Source organism: Cupriavidus pauculus, assembly GCF_022179805.1.
GTDB classification, from domain to species: domain Bacteria; phylum Pseudomonadota; class Gammaproteobacteria; order Burkholderiales; family Burkholderiaceae; genus Cupriavidus; species Cupriavidus pauculus_E.
In genome coordinates this window covers 61,477-77,098 of the sequence record NZ_BPUO01000015.1, presented here as the reverse complement: position 1 = coordinate 77,098, position 15,622 = coordinate 61,477, and the positions used below count along the sequence as shown (strand labels likewise).

At 59.2% G+C, this 15,622-nt stretch carries 15 protein-coding genes; 8 read left to right on the top strand and 7 right to left on the bottom strand.

All coding sequences use genetic code 11. The annotated features are described in order from the left end of the window. The first annotated feature begins 28 nt into the window (after positions 1-28). The 3 genes from MFF62_RS24840 (at position 29) to MFF62_RS24830 (ending at position 3,291) form a co-directional block, all read left to right on the top strand. Positions 29-1,495, top strand: a complete 1,467-nt coding sequence (locus MFF62_RS24840; RefSeq protein WP_238265788.1) for an aldehyde dehydrogenase — start codon at positions 29-31, stop codon at positions 1,493-1,495. A 103-nt stretch (positions 1,496-1,598) separates the two neighbouring features. Beyond that, entirely contained in the window at positions 1,599-2,591 is a 993-nt protein-coding gene (locus tag MFF62_RS24835) for a succinylglutamate desuccinylase/aspartoacylase family protein (protein WP_238265787.1), read from the top strand. Between the two features lie 37 nt (positions 2,592-2,628). Continuing rightward, the gene (locus tag MFF62_RS24830) at positions 2,629-3,291 is read left to right on the top strand and encodes an alpha/beta hydrolase (RefSeq protein WP_238265786.1); all 663 of its coding nucleotides are present in this window, start codon (positions 2,629-2,631) and stop codon (positions 3,289-3,291) included. Between the two features lie 21 nt (positions 3,292-3,312). On the opposite strand, the gene MFF62_RS24825 is transcribed toward MFF62_RS24830, so the two are convergent. Beyond that, positions 3,313-4,230, bottom strand: coding sequence for a LysR family transcriptional regulator (locus tag MFF62_RS24825; RefSeq protein WP_238265785.1), 918 nt, complete (start codon positions 4,228-4,230; stop codon positions 3,313-3,315). A gap of 214 nt (positions 4,231-4,444) precedes the next feature. Between MFF62_RS24825 and MFF62_RS24820 the strand changes: the two genes are divergently transcribed. Beyond that, complete coding sequence (locus MFF62_RS24820) at positions 4,445-5,623, top strand: CaiB/BaiF CoA transferase family protein (protein ID WP_238265784.1); 1,179 nt, start codon at positions 4,445-4,447, stop codon at positions 5,621-5,623. A 94-nt stretch (positions 5,624-5,717) separates the two neighbouring features. After that, positions 5,718-6,533, top strand: coding sequence for an HpcH/HpaI aldolase/citrate lyase family protein (locus tag MFF62_RS24815; RefSeq protein ID WP_238265783.1), 816 nt, complete (start codon positions 5,718-5,720; stop codon positions 6,531-6,533). Positions 6,534-6,602: 69 nt separating this feature from the next. Here MFF62_RS24815 and citF read toward each other — a convergent pair whose 3' ends face one another. Then, a complete protein-coding gene (citF, locus tag MFF62_RS24810) occupies positions 6,603-8,144 on the bottom strand; it encodes a citrate lyase subunit alpha (RefSeq protein WP_238265782.1) in 1,542 nt (513 codons plus the stop codon). A 17-nt stretch (positions 8,145-8,161) separates the two neighbouring features. Then, positions 8,162-8,713, bottom strand: coding sequence for a hypothetical protein (locus tag MFF62_RS24805; RefSeq protein ID WP_238265781.1), 552 nt, complete (start codon positions 8,711-8,713; stop codon positions 8,162-8,164). 269 nt (positions 8,714-8,982) lie between these two features. Between MFF62_RS24805 and MFF62_RS24800 the strand changes: the two genes are divergently transcribed. The 3 genes from MFF62_RS24800 (at position 8,983) to MFF62_RS30965 (ending at position 11,575) form a co-directional block, all read left to right on the top strand. Next, on the top strand, positions 8,983-9,831 hold the full coding sequence (locus tag MFF62_RS24800) for an HTD2 family dehydratase (RefSeq protein ID WP_238265780.1): 849 nt from the start codon (positions 8,983-8,985) through the stop codon (positions 9,829-9,831). A 26-nt stretch (positions 9,832-9,857) separates the two neighbouring features. Continuing rightward, positions 9,858-11,015 (top strand): acyl-CoA dehydrogenase family protein, encoded by a 1,158-nt coding sequence (locus MFF62_RS24795; protein WP_238265851.1) that lies wholly within the window; start codon positions 9,858-9,860, stop codon positions 11,013-11,015. A 101-nt stretch (positions 11,016-11,116) separates the two neighbouring features. Continuing rightward, positions 11,117-11,575: a tripartite tricarboxylate transporter substrate-binding protein gene (locus MFF62_RS30965; RefSeq protein ID WP_404990832.1), complete on the top strand. Its 459-nt coding sequence runs from the start codon at positions 11,117-11,119 to the stop codon at positions 11,573-11,575. On the opposite strand, the gene MFF62_RS24790 is transcribed toward MFF62_RS30965, so the two are convergent. From MFF62_RS24790 to MFF62_RS24775, 4 genes are all read right to left on the bottom strand, one after another. Then, positions 11,488-11,889 carry a hypothetical protein gene (locus MFF62_RS24790; protein WP_238265779.1) on the bottom strand — a complete coding sequence of 134 codons (402 nt, stop codon included), beginning with the start codon at positions 11,887-11,889 and terminating at the stop codon, positions 11,488-11,490. The genes MFF62_RS30965 and MFF62_RS24790 overlap by 88 nt on opposite strands. A 242-nt stretch (positions 11,890-12,131) precedes the next feature. Then, complete coding sequence (locus MFF62_RS24785) at positions 12,132-13,454, bottom strand: MFS transporter (RefSeq protein ID WP_238265778.1); 1,323 nt, start codon at positions 13,452-13,454, stop codon at positions 12,132-12,134. A 143-nt stretch (positions 13,455-13,597) separates the two neighbouring features. After that, positions 13,598-14,749 carry a CaiB/BaiF CoA transferase family protein gene (locus MFF62_RS24780; protein ID WP_238265777.1) on the bottom strand — a complete coding sequence of 384 codons (1,152 nt, stop codon included), beginning with the start codon at positions 14,747-14,749 and terminating at the stop codon, positions 13,598-13,600. A 46-nt stretch (positions 14,750-14,795) separates the two neighbouring features. Beyond that, a complete protein-coding gene (locus MFF62_RS24775) occupies positions 14,796-15,587 on the bottom strand; it encodes an enoyl-CoA hydratase/isomerase family protein (RefSeq protein WP_238265776.1) in 792 nt (263 codons plus the stop codon). Positions 15,588-15,622 lie beyond the last annotated feature (35 nt).

Sequence of the window (15,622 nt, the reverse complement as noted above, 5' to 3'; positions counted from 1 at the left end):
CATCCATATCAAGGGGAAGCAAAGCGCCATGGAACAGTATCCAATGTTCATCGACGGGGCCTTCGCAGAAGCAGCCGACGGCCGTTGGTTTGACACCCACAACCCGTACACAGGCAAGCCATGGGCTCAAGTCGCTCGAGGCAGCGAGGTCGATGTCGACCGCGCAGTCAACGCCGCGGACCGCGCGTTCCGCTCGGGCCCCTGGGGTGACATGACGGCTACGCAGCGTGGCGCTTTGCTGCGAAAACTTGGCGACCTCATCGAGGAAAATGCCAGCCGCCTCGCCGAGTTCGAGGTACGGGACAACGGCAAGCTGCTGGCGGAGATGGGTGCACAGCTCAAGTACCTTCCGCAGTGGTTCTACTACTTCGGCGGGTTGGCTGACAAGGTTGAAGGTTCGGTCATTCCGTTGGACAAGAAGGGCTACTTCAACTACACGCGCAAGGAACCACTGGGCGTCGTCGCGGCCATCACGCCGTGGAACTCTCCGCTGATGCTGCTGGCCTGGAAGATTGCTCCGGCCCTGGCTGCAGGATGCACGGTCGTCGTGAAACCATCCGAGTTCACGTCGGTCTCCGCGCTGGAACTGGCTGCGCTATTCGACGATGCTGGGTTCCCGCCTGGTGTGTTTAATGTCGTGACGGGATTCGGCGGCGAGGTCGGTTCGCAGCTGGTCACGCATCCGCTTGTGAAGAAGGTCACGTTCACCGGGTCCGACGCAACTGGCCGAATCATCAACCAGCAATGCGCGGCTCAATTCAAGCATGTGAACCTTGAGCTGGGCGGCAAGTCTCCGAATATCGTCTTCAACGATGCCAATCTGGACGATGCCGTCAATGGCGCTGTCTCGGGCATTTTCGCAGCCAGCGGACAAACGTGTATCGCGGGGTCGCGTTTGCTGTTGCAGGAAGATATCCACGATACCTTCGTGGAGAAGCTGCTTGCCCTAGCGGGCACTGCCAAACTCGGCAATCCGATGGACGCTACGACCCAAGTCGGTCCCATCACCACGCCAGCGCAGTACGAGAAGGTGCTGTCCTATATCGAGATTGCGCAAACTGAAGGCGCGAAGCTTCTGCTTGGTGGGAAGCCTGCAAGTTGCGGTGGGTGGTTCGTGGAGCCGACCATCTTCGCGAGCGTTCAGCCGAAGATGCGAATTGCCCAGGAAGAAGTGTTCGGTCCCGTGCTGTCCATCCTCAAGTTCAAGGACGAAGATGATGCGGTGGCGATTGCCAATGACAGTTGCTACGGGCTTGGTGCAGGTGTCTGGACCGGCGACATCGGCCGTGCGTTCCGGATGTCGGAGCGTATCCAGGCGGGCACGGTGTGGGTCAATACGTATCGCGCCGTGAGCTTCATGTCACCGTTCGGCGGCTACAAGGACTCTGGCCTTGGCCGAGAGAACGGCATGGCGGCAATCGAATCGTATCTCCAGACCAAGAGCGTCTGGGTGAACACGGGTGCCCCAACGGGAAATCCGTTCACCATCCGTTAAGCCGCCGCCGGTCGTATGACCAACACGCAACAGCTCGCAAGCGAAAGCAACGAGCTGTTGCTCTGCGTGGGTTCGTCATTCTGCCATCACGCGCCTACATAGCATGACTAAGAGCAAGATTGCGCTGAATATCAACCTCGATACGCTGGGGAAATTCTCGGGGTACGCGAAGCTACCGTACTCGGTGAACAGGTCTGCATACGGCTCGCTGCCAATTCCGGTGGTTAGCATCCGCGGAGGGCCTGGTAAGACTGTCTTGCTATTGGCGGGGACGCACGGAGACGAGTTCGAAGGTCAGGTGACGCTGACCAAGTTGGCCCAAGAGCTGGATGCCAAGGATGTCAGTGGCCAGCTCATCATCGTCCCGATGGCAAACTATCCCGCCGCAAAGGCCGGCCACCGCGTCTCGCCCATCGACCAAGGCAACCTGAATCGGCTCTATCCCGGCGACCCGAATGGCTCGTCGTCGGAAATGATTGCCCACTTCATCGAGACCGAGCTCATGGCTCGTGCGGACTTCGTCTTCGACCTCCATAGCGGTGGCGCGTCATTGAACTACTTGCCGGCGACCACGTCTGTCATGTCAGCGGGCTCTGCATTGGCGCATGAACGCAAAGCTGCCATGGAAGCGCTCGGTGCGCCGTATGGCTTGATTTTTACATCTGCCCCGGGTGCAGGCAGCTCATCGGAGGCGGCGGCACGTCGGGGAATCCCGCGGCTGGGCACTGAGTTGGGCGGACGAGGATGGGTCCATCCCGTCTACAGCGAACTGTGTGAAGTCGGCGTCCGACGAGTTCTTGGGCGGTTGGGTGTGATTCAGGCGAGCGAATTGCCGCTGGCTCAGCCGGTAACGTTTCTCTCCGTGGACCGGGAGTGCTTCGTCTATGCGACGGCAGCAGGCGTGTTCGAGGGTTCAGTCACTCTAGGGGCGGAAGTGAAGCAGGGCGATTGCGCCGGAAAAATTTACTTTCCCGAGACGCCGTTGCGTCTACCCGAGGCGGTTCATTTCGCGGCAGATGGAATTGTTGTCTGCGAGAGGGCGCAAGCCATGTGCGAAATCGGCGACTGTCTTTATCATTTAGGCAAGCCGCAATAGTGCGTGCAAGCAAGATACTGCAGAGCAACCAGGTTCTATGAGTTTTCCCATCGTCACCGGCAGAGTCTTCGTTGAGGGCGAAGTCGGAAACATCGAGCTTATCGTCGACACGCCGCAAACCTCGCTTCGAGGCGTCGCGGTGATTGCCCATCCTCACCCGCTGCAGGGCGGCTCCGCCGAGCATAAGGTGCCTCACATCTTCGCAAAGGCGGTCACGGCTCGAGGATTTCAATCTGTCAGGCCTAACTTCCGAGGGGTTGGTGCGACGGACGGCGTTCACGATGCCGGAGTGGGAGAATCCACCGACTTGGTGCGCGTCGTATCGCTATATCACCAAGCTCATCCTGAACTGCCTATTGTTCTTGCTGGCTTCTCGTTCGGCGCCTTTGTGATGGCGCGAGCAATTGAGTTACTCCGCAGCGAGGGGAACGAGTACCCATTTGTCGTGCTCGCGGGTACTCCGTGGGGTAGCGTGGAAGGACAGCGGCGCTACAACACGCCTCATGTCCCGGCTACCAGCCTCGTGATTCACGGCGACAAGGATGAACGTGTTCCTCTGAGTGCCGTGTTTGACTGGGCGAGGGCGCAGGACTTGCCCGTTGTAGTGATTCCGTCTGCCAATCATTTCTTCACTGGGAAGCTCGCTGTCTTGGAGCGCTTGGTTGGAAGCTATGTGGACCACGTCCCCGAACTGGGGTAGTGTCCCTTGACGGCGCCGGCGCTACTTTGTCAACTGCGCGCCGCCAGCAGACTCTGCAGCTTCAATTAGTGTTTCAATCAGCGCCTTCGCGCAGCTTGGAAGGCCTTCGAGCTCTCGCACGATTACGGCACGTTCTCGAAGTGCCCACGGTTCTGGCAATTCCACTATTGCGAGCTTCATTGTCCGTCGGTGCCGCAGTGCGGCAGACAAGGGCAATACGCCGACGCCCACACCCGCCTCAATCATTCGGCATGCCGCCTCGAAGCTACGAACTTGTATTCGAATCTGCAACTTGCTTCGCTGGTCCCGTACCAGGTCGGTCAGGAAGGCGTGAAGTGTGCTGCCCTCGTGAAGGCTGACGTGGTCATACTCGAGGGTATCCTCGAAGCAGACGTCCTTCGTCTTGGTCAGCGGGTGTTCCACTGGTGTGACCAGGACAAGCTTGTCCGTGCTGAAGTGAATAACTTCTAGCCCTTCGGCGGTCATCGGTCCAGAGATGATGCCCAAGTCGGCACTGCCGTCTAGCACGCCACGAATGATGTCCCGCGTTAGACGTTCTTGCAGGTCGACGGTTACGGCGTGACGCTCTGCCATAAAGCGGGCGAGAACCTCCGGCATGAACTCCGTCGCTGCGGTGGTGTTGGCGAAGATTCGAATATGCCCAACAGAGTCCTTCGAGAACTCTTCAAATTCGCTTCTCACGTGTTCGAACTGGCGTTCGATGACTCTGGCATGGCGCAATAGGCGCTCGCCCGCCGGCGTGAGGGACAGACCTTTGCTTTCCCGATAGAACAGGCGCGTGCCAAGTTGGTCTTCCAGGGCTTTCAGCCGTGCGCTGGCCGCCGCCGGCGACAGAAAGGCTTTCTTGGCACCGCGGGACAGGTTTTCTTCCTCGGCAATGCGAGCGAAAAGCCTAAGGTCGGCAAAGTCAAAATGCATCGAATCTCCTCCGCCCACACTGTACCAAGCCGAAACTTACAGCGCAAAGGGGGGTCATCTACGGAGTGCCCCTACCCCCGCATTCGCTACAGGCGAATGACCGCTTCGAAAAAGCGAGATTTACGTATCCGGTCTCGGCTGCCATCCTGCCTCATATCCAGCTGTTTGTTGCTGCGCCGGCAGCGCGAACGTTACCAACCTTCGAAAGGCTGCTATGCGTCCCCTTGATGGCATCACCGTAGTATCTCTGGAACATGCAATCGCAGCGCCGTTCTGCACCCGTCAATTGGCGGACCTGGGCGCTCGTGTCATCAAGATTGAGCGACCGAAGGTCGGCGACTTCGCCCGCGGCTACGATGAACGTGTTGACGGTATGTCGTCGCACTTCGCCTGGACGAACCGTTCGAAGGAGAGTCTCGCGCTCGACCTGAAGCACCACGAAGCGCCTGCGATTCTCCAGAAGATTCTGGAGGAAGCGGATGTCCTGGTGCAAAACCTGGCTCCGGGTGCCGCTGACCGCCTCGGCCTGTCGTACGAGGCGCTCTCCCAACGCTATCCCGGCATCATCGTTTGCGATATCTCGGGCTATGGCAACGACGGTCCCTATCGCGACAAGAAGGCCTATGACCTGCTGATTCAGGCTGAATCGGGGTTCGTATCGATTACCGGTACACCTGACGGCCCGTCCAAGGCTGGCTGCTCGATTGCCGATATCGCGGCAGGGATGTATGCCTACACCAACATCCTGGCTGCCCTCTTGCAACGCGGCAAGACTGGCAAGGGCTCGCACATTGATGTGTCGATGTTGGAGAGCATGGCTGAATGGATGGGGTATCCCCTTTACTACGCCTTCGACGGCGCCACGCCGCCTCCGCGTGCCGGCGCTTCGCACGCGACGATTTTCCCCTATGGCCCGTTCCCAGCAGGGGACGGCAACACCGTCATCCTCGGCCTGCAGAATGAACGTGAGTGGGACGCCTTCTGCCGCGTCGTGCTTGAGCAGCCGGAGCTGACCAAGGACGAGCGGTTCATCTCGAACTCGTTGCGCAGCAAGAACCGCGTTGAGCTGACTCAGCTCATTGTCGAGTCGTTCGCGCCGCTTACCGTCGAGCTGGTTGTCGAGCGACTGGAGCGGGCGCAGATTGCCAATGCACGTCTGAACGAGATGCGAGATGTATGGGACCATCCGCAACTGAGGGCACGTGAGCGTTGGACTTCGGTCAATTCTCCGGTGGGCGTGATTCCCGCCTTGCTACCGCCGGGCCACTCGAATGCTTACAATCCACGGATGGATGCTATCCCCGCGCTGGGTGAGCACAGCGAGAGCATCCTTCACAAACTTGGCTACGTCGGCCAGGACATCGACCGCCTTCGCGCCGAAGGCGCCATCTAGCAAGTCATCACCCGCTGGATTCCGAAGCACATCGTCTCCTTCGACCGCACTGGGTCGGTGGAGACGCGCACTATTCTCGACTTCACATTCCACTATGACCACCTCGACGTCCGCCCGCTCGTACCTTTTCGTCCCTGGCAATCGCCCGGAGCGGTTTGCCAAAGCTCACCAGTCCGGAGCAGACCGAGTCATTCTCGACCTTGAGGATGCGGTGGCTGAGGGTGACAAGGATGCTGCCCGTCAGCAGGTGTCGGAATATCTCGGGGCCGGCGGTACGGGCATTGTCCGGATTAATGCCACGAAAGCACGTTGGTTGGATGACGTCCTGGCATGCCGGAAGCCGGGCCTTCAGGGGGTCATATTGCCGAAGGCGGAGAGCTCGGAAGTCATTGGGCGAATCGTCAAGCACCTGCCGCCCTCCGTAAAAGTGCTCCCGTTGATTGAGACGGCTCGTGGCATGAAGTGCCTCGATGATATTGCTTCGACTGCCGGCGTCGAACGTCTGATTTTTGGTACGGTCGACTTCCGCACTGAACTCGGCATCGAAGGCGACGACCAGGAACTGCTTTACTACCGTTCGATGATTGTCTTGGCGTCTAAGGCTGCAGCTATCGCGGCACCCATCGATGGTGTGACAGTCTCCATCACCGATGTTGAAGAGCTCCAGCGAGCCTCCATCCGCGGACGTCGCCTGGGATTCGGTGCGAAGCTCTGTATTCACCCAACTCAAGTTACCGAGGTGAACAAGGCCTTCCGTCCTTCCGACGAACAGATTGCGTGGGCCGAGAAGGTTGTCAGCACCGCCAAGTCCTCGCCAGGCGCCTTCAAGCTGGACGGTGAGATGGTAGATGCACCGGTCATTGCTCGCGCGAACGAGCTTCTTCGGCAGGCCGGGGTGAATTTGGCCTGAGGCATGGCAAGATTGCCCCCTGAGCTATGAAGGGATACGTGGGTGGCCGCCGGTAGGCCGCCCACTTTCTTATTCGCAAATCCTTTCAATGACGTCGAGTACGGTCCCATCCCGATATTCGACGATGCCCACAACCCCACCCGTTGCAGTGGGTGATGCGGGCCGCTTTTCCAAGCCGCGGTGCGCATCGTCATAGAGGGCTTCGATAGGAACAACCTTTATCCCTGCGCAGACGAGGCGCTCCTTGACGTCGCCTCGGAGCGGATTGACGGCAACGCCTGCTTCTGTGACCACAACATCCACGGTTTCACCTGGCGTCGTAATAGTCCGGACCCGCTCGACAATCTTTGGTACGTTCCCTGCGCGCAATCGCGTCGTCACGATGGCGAGCTTTGCCCCGGCTGCGGTGTCGCTGTGTCCGCCTGAACCGCCAATGATGCGTCCGTCGCTCGCGGTGGTTACGTTGACGTTGAAATCCAGGTCTACCTCGGCCGCGCCGAGAATCATGGCGCTTAACTGGTTGACCACCGCGCCCTTGTTCCAGGGATTAGCGTACATGGACGCCGACATAGCCTGATGCCGTGGGTTGTCGCGGAATGAGTCGACAGCGCGCAGGTCGAAGCACTGTACGTCCAGCAGACTGCGGAAGAGACCTTGCTCGAGCATATCGACAAGGTAACCGGTGATTCCGCCGGCCGCGAAGCTGCCCGTGACGCCGCGTCGAAGCATAGTTTCCCGCAGACATGATGCGACTGCCAACGAAATGCCGCCCGCGCCAGTTTGGAAGCCGAAGTTCTCATCGAGAAGCCCAACCGCATCAATGACCTTCGCGGCGGTCGCTGCTATTTCCAGACCGATTGGCTCGTCCGTAGGGCGGGTAGTACCCGAGACGATTTGTGAGCGATTCCCAATCGAGGGGACGGCGACGACGTAGTCCACATAGTCCTGACTGATGGATATCGGGCAAGCGGGGTAGGGCACCAGGTTGTCGGTGATGGCGATGACAGTCGCGGCATGGCCGACATCGGTCTCCGCATAGCCTAAAGTGCCGCAGGCGGATGGACCCTGGACGCCGTTCAGGTTTCCCGCCCCGTCTGCAGTTGGGGCTGCGACGAATGCTGCGTCGATGCGCAGCGCGCCCGATTCGACTAGCCTAGCTCGCCCGCCATGGCTATGCATGGTGATTGGCGAGGGCAGTTTCCCGCGAACTACGGCATCGGCTACGGGGCCCGCAGCGTATGCCGTGTAGATTTTTCGGACTACTCCCGCTTCAATCAGCTCTACCCAAGGCGCATGGACGGGAAAGATGGAACTTGCAGCAACTGTCAGGTCGCGTAAGCCCATTTCTGCGGCCTCTTTGAGCACCGCGTTGGCGACCGCGTCGCCGTTGCGCAAATGATGGTGAAACGAGATGGTGGACCCATCACGCACGCAGGCTGCGTCTAGGCCCTCCCGGATTGAACCAAGGAGCTTGGGGGTGCCTCTGGGAAAGGAACGCAGGCTTGTTTCTACCCGACGATGCACCTCCGGGCCTGCGGTAAGGCCTGCATATGGCTTCAGACGCTGTCCATCAACCCAATCAGGGACGAATCTGCCGATACTGTTCTTCATGGTTTCCTCCTAGAGGCTCAAAGGACGTCTGCCCGGAGGCGAGCCACGGTATCCAGCGAAACGCCGAACCAGTCGTGGAAGGAAGCTTCTAGGTCCTTGCCGTCTCCCCAGCCCACCCTTTGCCGCAGGTCCGCCACCGACAAGTCAAAGAGGAAAGAGTCGAACAGTGCCCTCATGAGCCGCTGAGTTCGACAAAGTTGGGTAAAGGCGGCGCCTTGGGTGAACAAGGCCGTACGAATCTTGTTTGGCGTCGTTTGCAGCGTGGTCGCCATGACGTTTGCGCTCCATGCTTCCTGAGGGTTCTGGAACACCGTTCCTGAAATCAGCGCGCGCAGCTGTTGGACCTTGGCACTCGTGCCGCCCGTGGCCAACGCGGGAAGCTCTATCGGCGGCACTCCATGGCCATCGGCGAGGCAAAGGATGCACTCAGATGGGCAGAAGATGCCACCTGTGAGGTGCAGGTCGACGGATTCGAAGGCGGGGATACCGATTGTCTGGCCTTCACGGAGCGGACGAGTGAAGCCGCGCCGGGCCAACGTCTGTTCGCCCCTGATGGCGGTAATAGACAAGGGAAACGCGGGCACGAGCCGATGAAGTGAAACTCGGGAGTGGCATCGGATTTGGACTTTCATAGGCCTGGCTGTGCGCATTGTCATGGCTCCATGCTGGCCGTTCATCGGTGCCGCGTAAATCCGCGAATTCCGAACGCTGCATTCGGATTCCCTCAAGACAGCGGCTGCTTTCTGCCTGACCGAACGGCGCGTTCCGAACTTTCGAATTTTCGTGCCTGCTTGTCACGTGCATAGTGGAGACCGAGCAGTTCTACCAGAGGAAAGCCATGGATGTTGAGAATTTGAAGCAGTGGGTAGGAAGGACGGCGGAAGCCCAAGACGAAATCACTGCGTTCCCGGTTGCAGCCCTTTCAGCGACCCTTGACTACGAAATCCCAACGGTACGCCGCGGCGAACCAATCTCTCCTCTCTGGCACTGGCTGTACTTCCTCCCCCTGCATCGCCGCTCGGAAATCGGTGCGGATGGCCATGCAAGCCGCGGTGGCTTCTTGCCTCCAGTACCGTTGCCTCGCCGTATGTGGGCGGGCGGACGTCTCCAGTTTCATCAGCCTCTGCGAGTTGGCAACCTGGCAGGCAAGGTTTCGACCATCCTCGACGTCAACGCGAAGACCGGTCGGAGCGGCTCTCTGGCCTTCGTGACGGTCGAGCACAAGTACTACGGCCCGTCAGGGCTCGCCATCACAGAAGAACACGACATCGTCTACCGCGAGGCCGCTTCTCCGAATGCCCCGGCAGCCGAGCCTGTGCCGGCACCCACTGATGAAGAATGGGTCCAAAAAGTGGAGACTGACCCCGTTCTGCTCTTCCGCTTCTCAGCACTCACCTTCAATGGTCACCGGATTCACTACGACAAGCCGTATGTCAGTGAAGTCGAGCACTATCCGGACTTGATTGTTCATGGCCCCTTGCAGGCCATGCTGATGCTGGAACTGGTCCGTCTGAACCTTCCGGAAGCCAAGGTGAAGTCGTTCTCGTTCCGTGGCGTCCGACCAACCTTTGTGCCGCAGCGGATTTCCGTGTGCGGCAAACGCTCGGAGGACGGCAAGACCGTCAACCTCTGGATTCGCCATGAAGACGGAGCACTCGCGATGAGCGCGTCCGCTGAGCTGGAATAACCCTTACAAGATTGGAGACCGCTGTGCTGAACGCAGTCGATGAGTATCAAGAAATCCGTGAAGCAATCCGTGACCTGTGTGGCCAATTTTCGTCGGAGTACTTCCGCAAGATTGACGAAGTCCGAGGCTACCCCGAGGAGTTCGTCAATGCGCTGACCGAAGCCGGCTGGCTCGCCGCGCTCATTCCGGAGGAATATGGTGGCTCGGGCCTGGGGCTGACGCAAGCGTCGGTCATCATGGAGGAAATCAACCGCGCCGGCGGCAACTCGGGTGCGTGTCACGGCCAGATGTACAACATGGGCACGCTACTGCGCCACGGTTCGGCTGAACAGAAGAAGCTCTACTTGCCCAAGATTGCGAGCGGGGAGCTGCGCCTGCAGTCGATGGCTGTGACCGAACCGACGACTGGTACGGACACGACGAAAATCAAGACGACGGCGGTTCGCAAGGGCGACAAGTACGTCGTGAACGGTCAGAAGGTGTGGATTTCCCGCGTCCAGCACTCCGACCTCATGATTCTGCTGGCCCGTACGACGCCGTTGGACCAGGTCAAGAAGAAGTCGGAGGGCATGTCCATCTTCGTCGTGGACCTGCGCGAAGCAATCGGCAACGGTCTGACCGTGCAGCCGATTATCAACATGGTCAACCACGAGACCAATGAGCTGTTCTTCGACAACCTGGAAATCCCTGTCGAAAACCTGATTGGTGAAGAAGGCAAGGGCTTCAAGTACATCCTGGACGGCCTCAACGCCGAGCGTACCCTTATCGCGGCGGAATGCATCGGCGACGGCTACTGGTTCATCGACAAGGTCACTAAGTACGTCAACGAACGTATCGTGTTCGGCAAGCCGATCGGGCAGAACCAGGGCGTGCAGTTCCCTATCGCCCGAGCCTTCGTGAATGTCGAGGCCGCTAGCTTGATGCGCTACAAGGCGGCGAAGCTGTTCGACGCGCACCAGCAATGCGGCGCAGAGGCGAATATGGCCAAGCTCCTGGCTGCTGACGCCTCGTGGGAAGCGGCCAACGCCTGCCTGCAGTATCACGGTGGCTTCGGCTTTGCGGCAGAGTATGACGTCGAGCGCAAGTTCCGCGAGACGCGTCTCTATCAGGTGGCGCCTATCTCGACGAACCTGATTCTGTCCTACGTCGGCGAGCACATCCTCGGCATGCCGCGCTCGTTCTAAATTAGTTTCATCGGTGGTCTTCTGACCGTTTCGGGACCTGCGGTAGGGCAGGTTCCATTTTTGCGTTCCGAATGAATAAGTCGCGGGCCAACAAGTGATGCTTGCTCAGCTCGATTTATCGAGTAAAAGTCAAAGACCCTGCGCGGCTGCCGAGCTTGCCGGATGTCCCGACGTTTTCGGAGGCAGGCCAGGCAAACGTTGAACTCGAGATTTGGCATGGTTTCTACGCGCCGAAGGGCACGCCGACCGCAGTCATTGAGCGATTGAACCACGCCTTGCGGTTTGCGCTGGCTGACCCAGCCGTGTTGCAGCGGTTCGGCCAGATGAGGTTACGGTTCCGACCGCAGAACGGCAAGATGCGCCGACGCTCGGCGCGTGTACCATGGCAGAACTCGCCGGTTGGGCACCGGTCATCAAGGCGGCAGGCGTCTACGCAGAGTAGTGCCGCCAGGGCAGGACAAGGGTTGTTGGTCTACTCAGAAAGCGGCGCATCTACCAGCACACCGGTCCGCAGCCGACGTATGCGCGAGTCCACGAAGTACCCGCCGCCCTCCACGTAACGCAAATACGCACGTTGGCAAATCTCGCACTCCGAGACGGTGCAGCGGTTGTACGGAAAGTAGAGGGCGGCGATGGGTGCTTTGGCTGACCAGAGAGTGGTGCCCTGAGGGTGATATTCCTTATAAGTTGCTTCGGCGTATGCGTCTCGGACCAGCGTTCCAATGACGCGAAGCTGTTGCTCCGGGAAGGAGACAGGCAACGAGGTCCATTCATCGAGTTCAGGGGCACCGCACGCGCAATCTGCAGTTACGGCATCCGTGCGACGGGCGATGGCTTGCAGGGCGTCGAAATGCAGGTAGGTTTCGTTATCCACGGGGCGTTACTTAATGGAACAGGCTTCTCTAAGCCAACCGGAGCATCATACCGCCGGTTGAGAGGTACACGCTAGCAAGGGTGGCTGCGCAAGGTCTCGGAGCCGCACGGCTTCCATTAATTTGATGAAGCGGGTCGCATTTCCTACCGTGGCCGACGTCATCCTCAATCACTAGTCCGTGTGTTGCTGGCGACAACGTCAGCGTATCGTCGCCGGCAGTGTATATCTCCCCCACTCGCTAGCTATCCCTTGTGCCCGCGCAACCTGAGGTGGTCGGAAGGATGCGTACGCTCACCCGCCTTAGCTTGTCGGGAGCGTGCTGCCATGATGAGAAGGCCGCCCAAAACACCCAAGCACCCGAGAATCACGAAGGACAGTGAGAAGCCCGAAGAATGCGCCTTTGCGTAACCGACGATGAGCGGCCCTAGAAATTGCCCGAGGAAGCTGCCACCGCCCACGACGACGCCAACGGCGGGAATCGCTTTCTGTAGTGGAAGGATTTCGGTCAGATAAGAAGATACCAGCGGCGTTGGCATCTTCAGCATGAAGCCTACGCACATGATTAGCGCGATTTGCGCATGAAGAGCATGCGCCGGCATTTCTGCGAGGACAACAAGTGTCAGACCCGAGATGACCATCGGAATGGCCGCATGCCAGCGTCGTTCCTGATTGTGCTTGTCGGAACGGCTGGTGATGTAGTAAACCCCAACCATTGACATGATGAACGGCGCGCCGGAGAGGACACCGACCATCATCTCACTCAAGCCGCTAAACGACTTGAAGATAGTGGGCAGCCAGAGGGTCAATCCATAGAGAATGATTTGGCTGCACGCAAAGCCAATCATTAGCAGCCAAACAGATGGTTCCTTGAATACGACTATCCAGGACGAACCAGTATTGTCTTGGTGAGCCGCCTGTTCTTCGGCGAGCTCGTTCTCCAGCGGACGGCGGTCCGACTCAGCCAGCCACTTCGCAGCACCCAAGCTCTTTGGAATAGCAAAGAACCACACAATACAGAAAACCCAGGCTGGCAGACCTTCGATGACCATCATCATGCGCCAGTCGTGATGCGCAAGAACAGCGGCAGAGATTGGACCCGCAAGAAACCCCCCCGCCGCGACACTCAGGTTCCAAATACCGAAGGCGCGACCACGCTCCGATTTGACGAACCATTGGGTTAGCAGCATCGACGACGCGGCATAGATGGGACCCTCAGCCAGCCCAAGAACGAAGCGAATCGCCAGGAGCTCTTCAAAGGTCCGGGCGAAGCCGGTGAGCATCGAGATACCGCCGAAGAGAATCAGGCATACGCCAATGAGCTTGCGCGAACCGAACTTGAGTGCCAGGTAGCCAGCCAGCAGTTGCGTTGCTAGATATCCCCACGCGAACGAGCCGCCAAGCCAACCCGCCTGGACTTCATTGAGCGCCAGTTCTTTCGTGATGTGGGGTAGAGCCATCCCGATGTTGACTCTGTCGAAGAACGAAATCATGTACATCAGGAACACAGCCGGCATGACGATGAGCCATCGTAGGCGGGCGGTGTTTTGGGGGGTGGGGTGCTGCATGAGAGTCTCCGTGCCGTCTCGGCAAACATGCCTGCGGCGGTAATTCTGGTGCTGACGCGGCCACACACGTTGCATGCTGGCCGGGAAATGCGAGGCACCTGAGCCTATTTGCCCAGGTGCATAATGCCCCTGATGCCTGCCAATCAGGCGGCTTGTCGGGTCGGGGTCAGCGCCATGGACTGGTCGGCGCCGAGCGGGTTGCACGGACTTTGACTTAAACGCTCGCCATCGAACCTCAGCGGGTTAGCCAGCAACTTCAGGTCGTCCTTCTGCGGATGCGGGACCTGGCTAATCATGCCAACTTCCTCGACGAACGGATTGTCCAGTGCCTGCTTCAAGTTCAAGACCGGGGCAATCGGCAGGACGCCACGCAGGACGTTGAGCCAATGCTCGACGGGTTGCTTCTTGAACTCGTTATCGAGTGCCACGGTCAGTGCGTCCCGGTTCGTAAGCCGGAGTGCCTGGGACTGGAAGCGCTCGTCTGCACGCAGGGTGGGGCTGCCGAGCACTTCAAGCAGTGAGTCCCAGAACCGGTCGGTCATGCACATGACGTAAATCCAACCATCCGCCGCCTGGAAGGTTTGAACAGGAGTGACCGAGAGGTGAGCCCCGCGGGGTACGCGGCCAGACACAAAGCCTTCGTTGAGGTACCAAGTACCAGCGTAGCCCAACTGGTGCAGGGCGACATCAAACAGGCTGACATCCACATCGCCACCAATTCCCGTCCTGTCAGCACTGCGCAGCTTACCCAGCAGGCCCACCATCCCAGTGATGCCGGTCATGTAGTCGATGACCGATGCGCCGAAGCGCGTCGGGGCGCCAGACGGGTCGCCGGTCAGGTCCATCAGGCCGGATTCGGCCTGCATCAGGAAGTCGTAGCCCGGCCAGGCCTCCCGCGAGTTGTTACGGCCATATGCCGAGATATGCAGGCAGACCAGCTTGGCGTTCAGGTGCTTGAGGCTTTTGTAGTCGATGGACAGCTTCTCAGGCTGGTCGCCGCGCAGATTGTTGACCACCGCATCGGCACCCGCTACGAGCTTCTCGAAGACTTTTCGGTCATCTTCGGCCTTCATGTCCAACACGACGCTGCGCTTGTTCGTGTTCCAGCCCTGGAAGAACAGGCTGTCCGCTTCGCCAAGATGGTATGGGCCAATGTGTCGCGAGGGGTCCCCGCCAATCGCCTTGTTCTCAATCTTGATGACCTCAGCGCCCATGTCGGCGAGGAACATCGAACCATAGGGACCGGCAGCGAACTGCTCGAGCGAGAGAATGCGGAGACCTTCCAGCGGTTTCATTTCTACTTCCTTCAACTAAAACAAGGTGACACAGCAGGCGTTCGCTTCAAATGCCTTCGTAGTTCGGCGTTTCTTTCGCAAAGAACGCCCGTACGCCTTCCGAGCATTCGGGCGAACTGAACGCCTTGTCGCTAGCTGCGAACGAGGCTTCCATGACCTCGCGCACAGGGGCATCGAAGGACATGTTGATGATGGATTTGCATAGCGCCAGGGCCTGGCGAGGGCGGCGGGCGAGGGCGCTGCAGAGCTCCTGGGCCGTTGCATAGGCTTGTCCCGTGGGAGCGACCCGGTTGATAAGCCCCCAGGACAGCGCAGTCGCGGCGTCCAGCGGCTCGCCCAGAAAAATCATCTCCTTGGCGCGGGCGGAACCGATTCGGCGCGTGGCGCGGACGGTGCCGCCGCTACTCGGGAAGACGCCGAGCTTGATTTCCGGCAGCGCAACCCGGCTTGTTTCCGAAGCCACAATCAGGTCGCAGCACAAAGCGATTTCCAGGCCGCCACCAAATGCGAGGCCTTCAATAGCCGCGACGGTCGGCTTCGGAAAGCTCTCCAACTGGAAGAAGATTTCGTTCTGTCTCTTGAGCTTCTTCGGAACCACCTGACCGGGCGACATGAGGTCGAGCTCGATGAACTCACCGATGTCGGACCCGGCACAGAATGCCTTCGTACCTGCGCCTCGCAGAATGAGTGCGCGCACGCCGTCGTTTGCCGCTAGGGCGTCCAAGGTCTCGCCCAGTTGGCGGGAAAGGGTCAGGGTCACAACGTTGACCGGTGGGTTGTCCAGGGTGATGGTGGCAATGCCACCTTCAATGGCGCAGAGAACTTGCTGTGTAGTCATGCTGTTTGGCGTACTAGGGTGGTGGTGTCGTTTGG

What these genes read in the sequence shown, in the direction of transcription:
- MFF62_RS24775 (WP_238265776.1), bottom strand. Translation starts at nt 15,587, where the DNA reads ATGACTACACAGCAAGTTCTCTGCGCCATTGAAGGTGGCATTGCCACC.
- MFF62_RS24830 (WP_238265786.1), top strand. Translation starts at nt 2,629, where the DNA reads ATGAGTTTTCCCATCGTCACCGGCAGAGTCTTCGTTGAGGGCGAAGTC.
- MFF62_RS24800 (WP_238265780.1), top strand. Translation starts at nt 8,983, where the DNA reads ATGGATGTTGAGAATTTGAAGCAGTGGGTAGGAAGGACGGCGGAAGCC.
- MFF62_RS24780 (WP_238265777.1), bottom strand. Translation starts at nt 14,749, where the DNA reads ATGAAACCGCTGGAAGGTCTCCGCATTCTCTCGCTCGAGCAGTTCGCT.
- MFF62_RS24820 (WP_238265784.1), top strand. Translation starts at nt 4,445, where the DNA reads ATGCGTCCCCTTGATGGCATCACCGTAGTATCTCTGGAACATGCAATC.
- citF (WP_238265782.1), bottom strand. Translation starts at nt 8,144, where the DNA reads ATGAAGAACAGTATCGGCAGATTCGTCCCTGATTGGGTTGATGGACAG.
- MFF62_RS24840 (WP_238265788.1), top strand. Translation starts at nt 29, where the DNA reads ATGGAACAGTATCCAATGTTCATCGACGGGGCCTTCGCAGAAGCAGCC.
- MFF62_RS24815 (WP_238265783.1), top strand. Translation starts at nt 5,718, where the DNA reads ATGACCACCTCGACGTCCGCCCGCTCGTACCTTTTCGTCCCTGGCAAT.
- MFF62_RS24825 (WP_238265785.1), bottom strand. Translation starts at nt 4,230, where the DNA reads ATGCATTTTGACTTTGCCGACCTTAGGCTTTTCGCTCGCATTGCCGAG.
- MFF62_RS24785 (WP_238265778.1), bottom strand. Translation starts at nt 13,454, where the DNA reads ATGCAGCACCCCACCCCCCAAAACACCGCCCGCCTACGATGGCTCATC.
- MFF62_RS24835 (WP_238265787.1), top strand. Translation starts at nt 1,599, where the DNA reads ATGACTAAGAGCAAGATTGCGCTGAATATCAACCTCGATACGCTGGGG.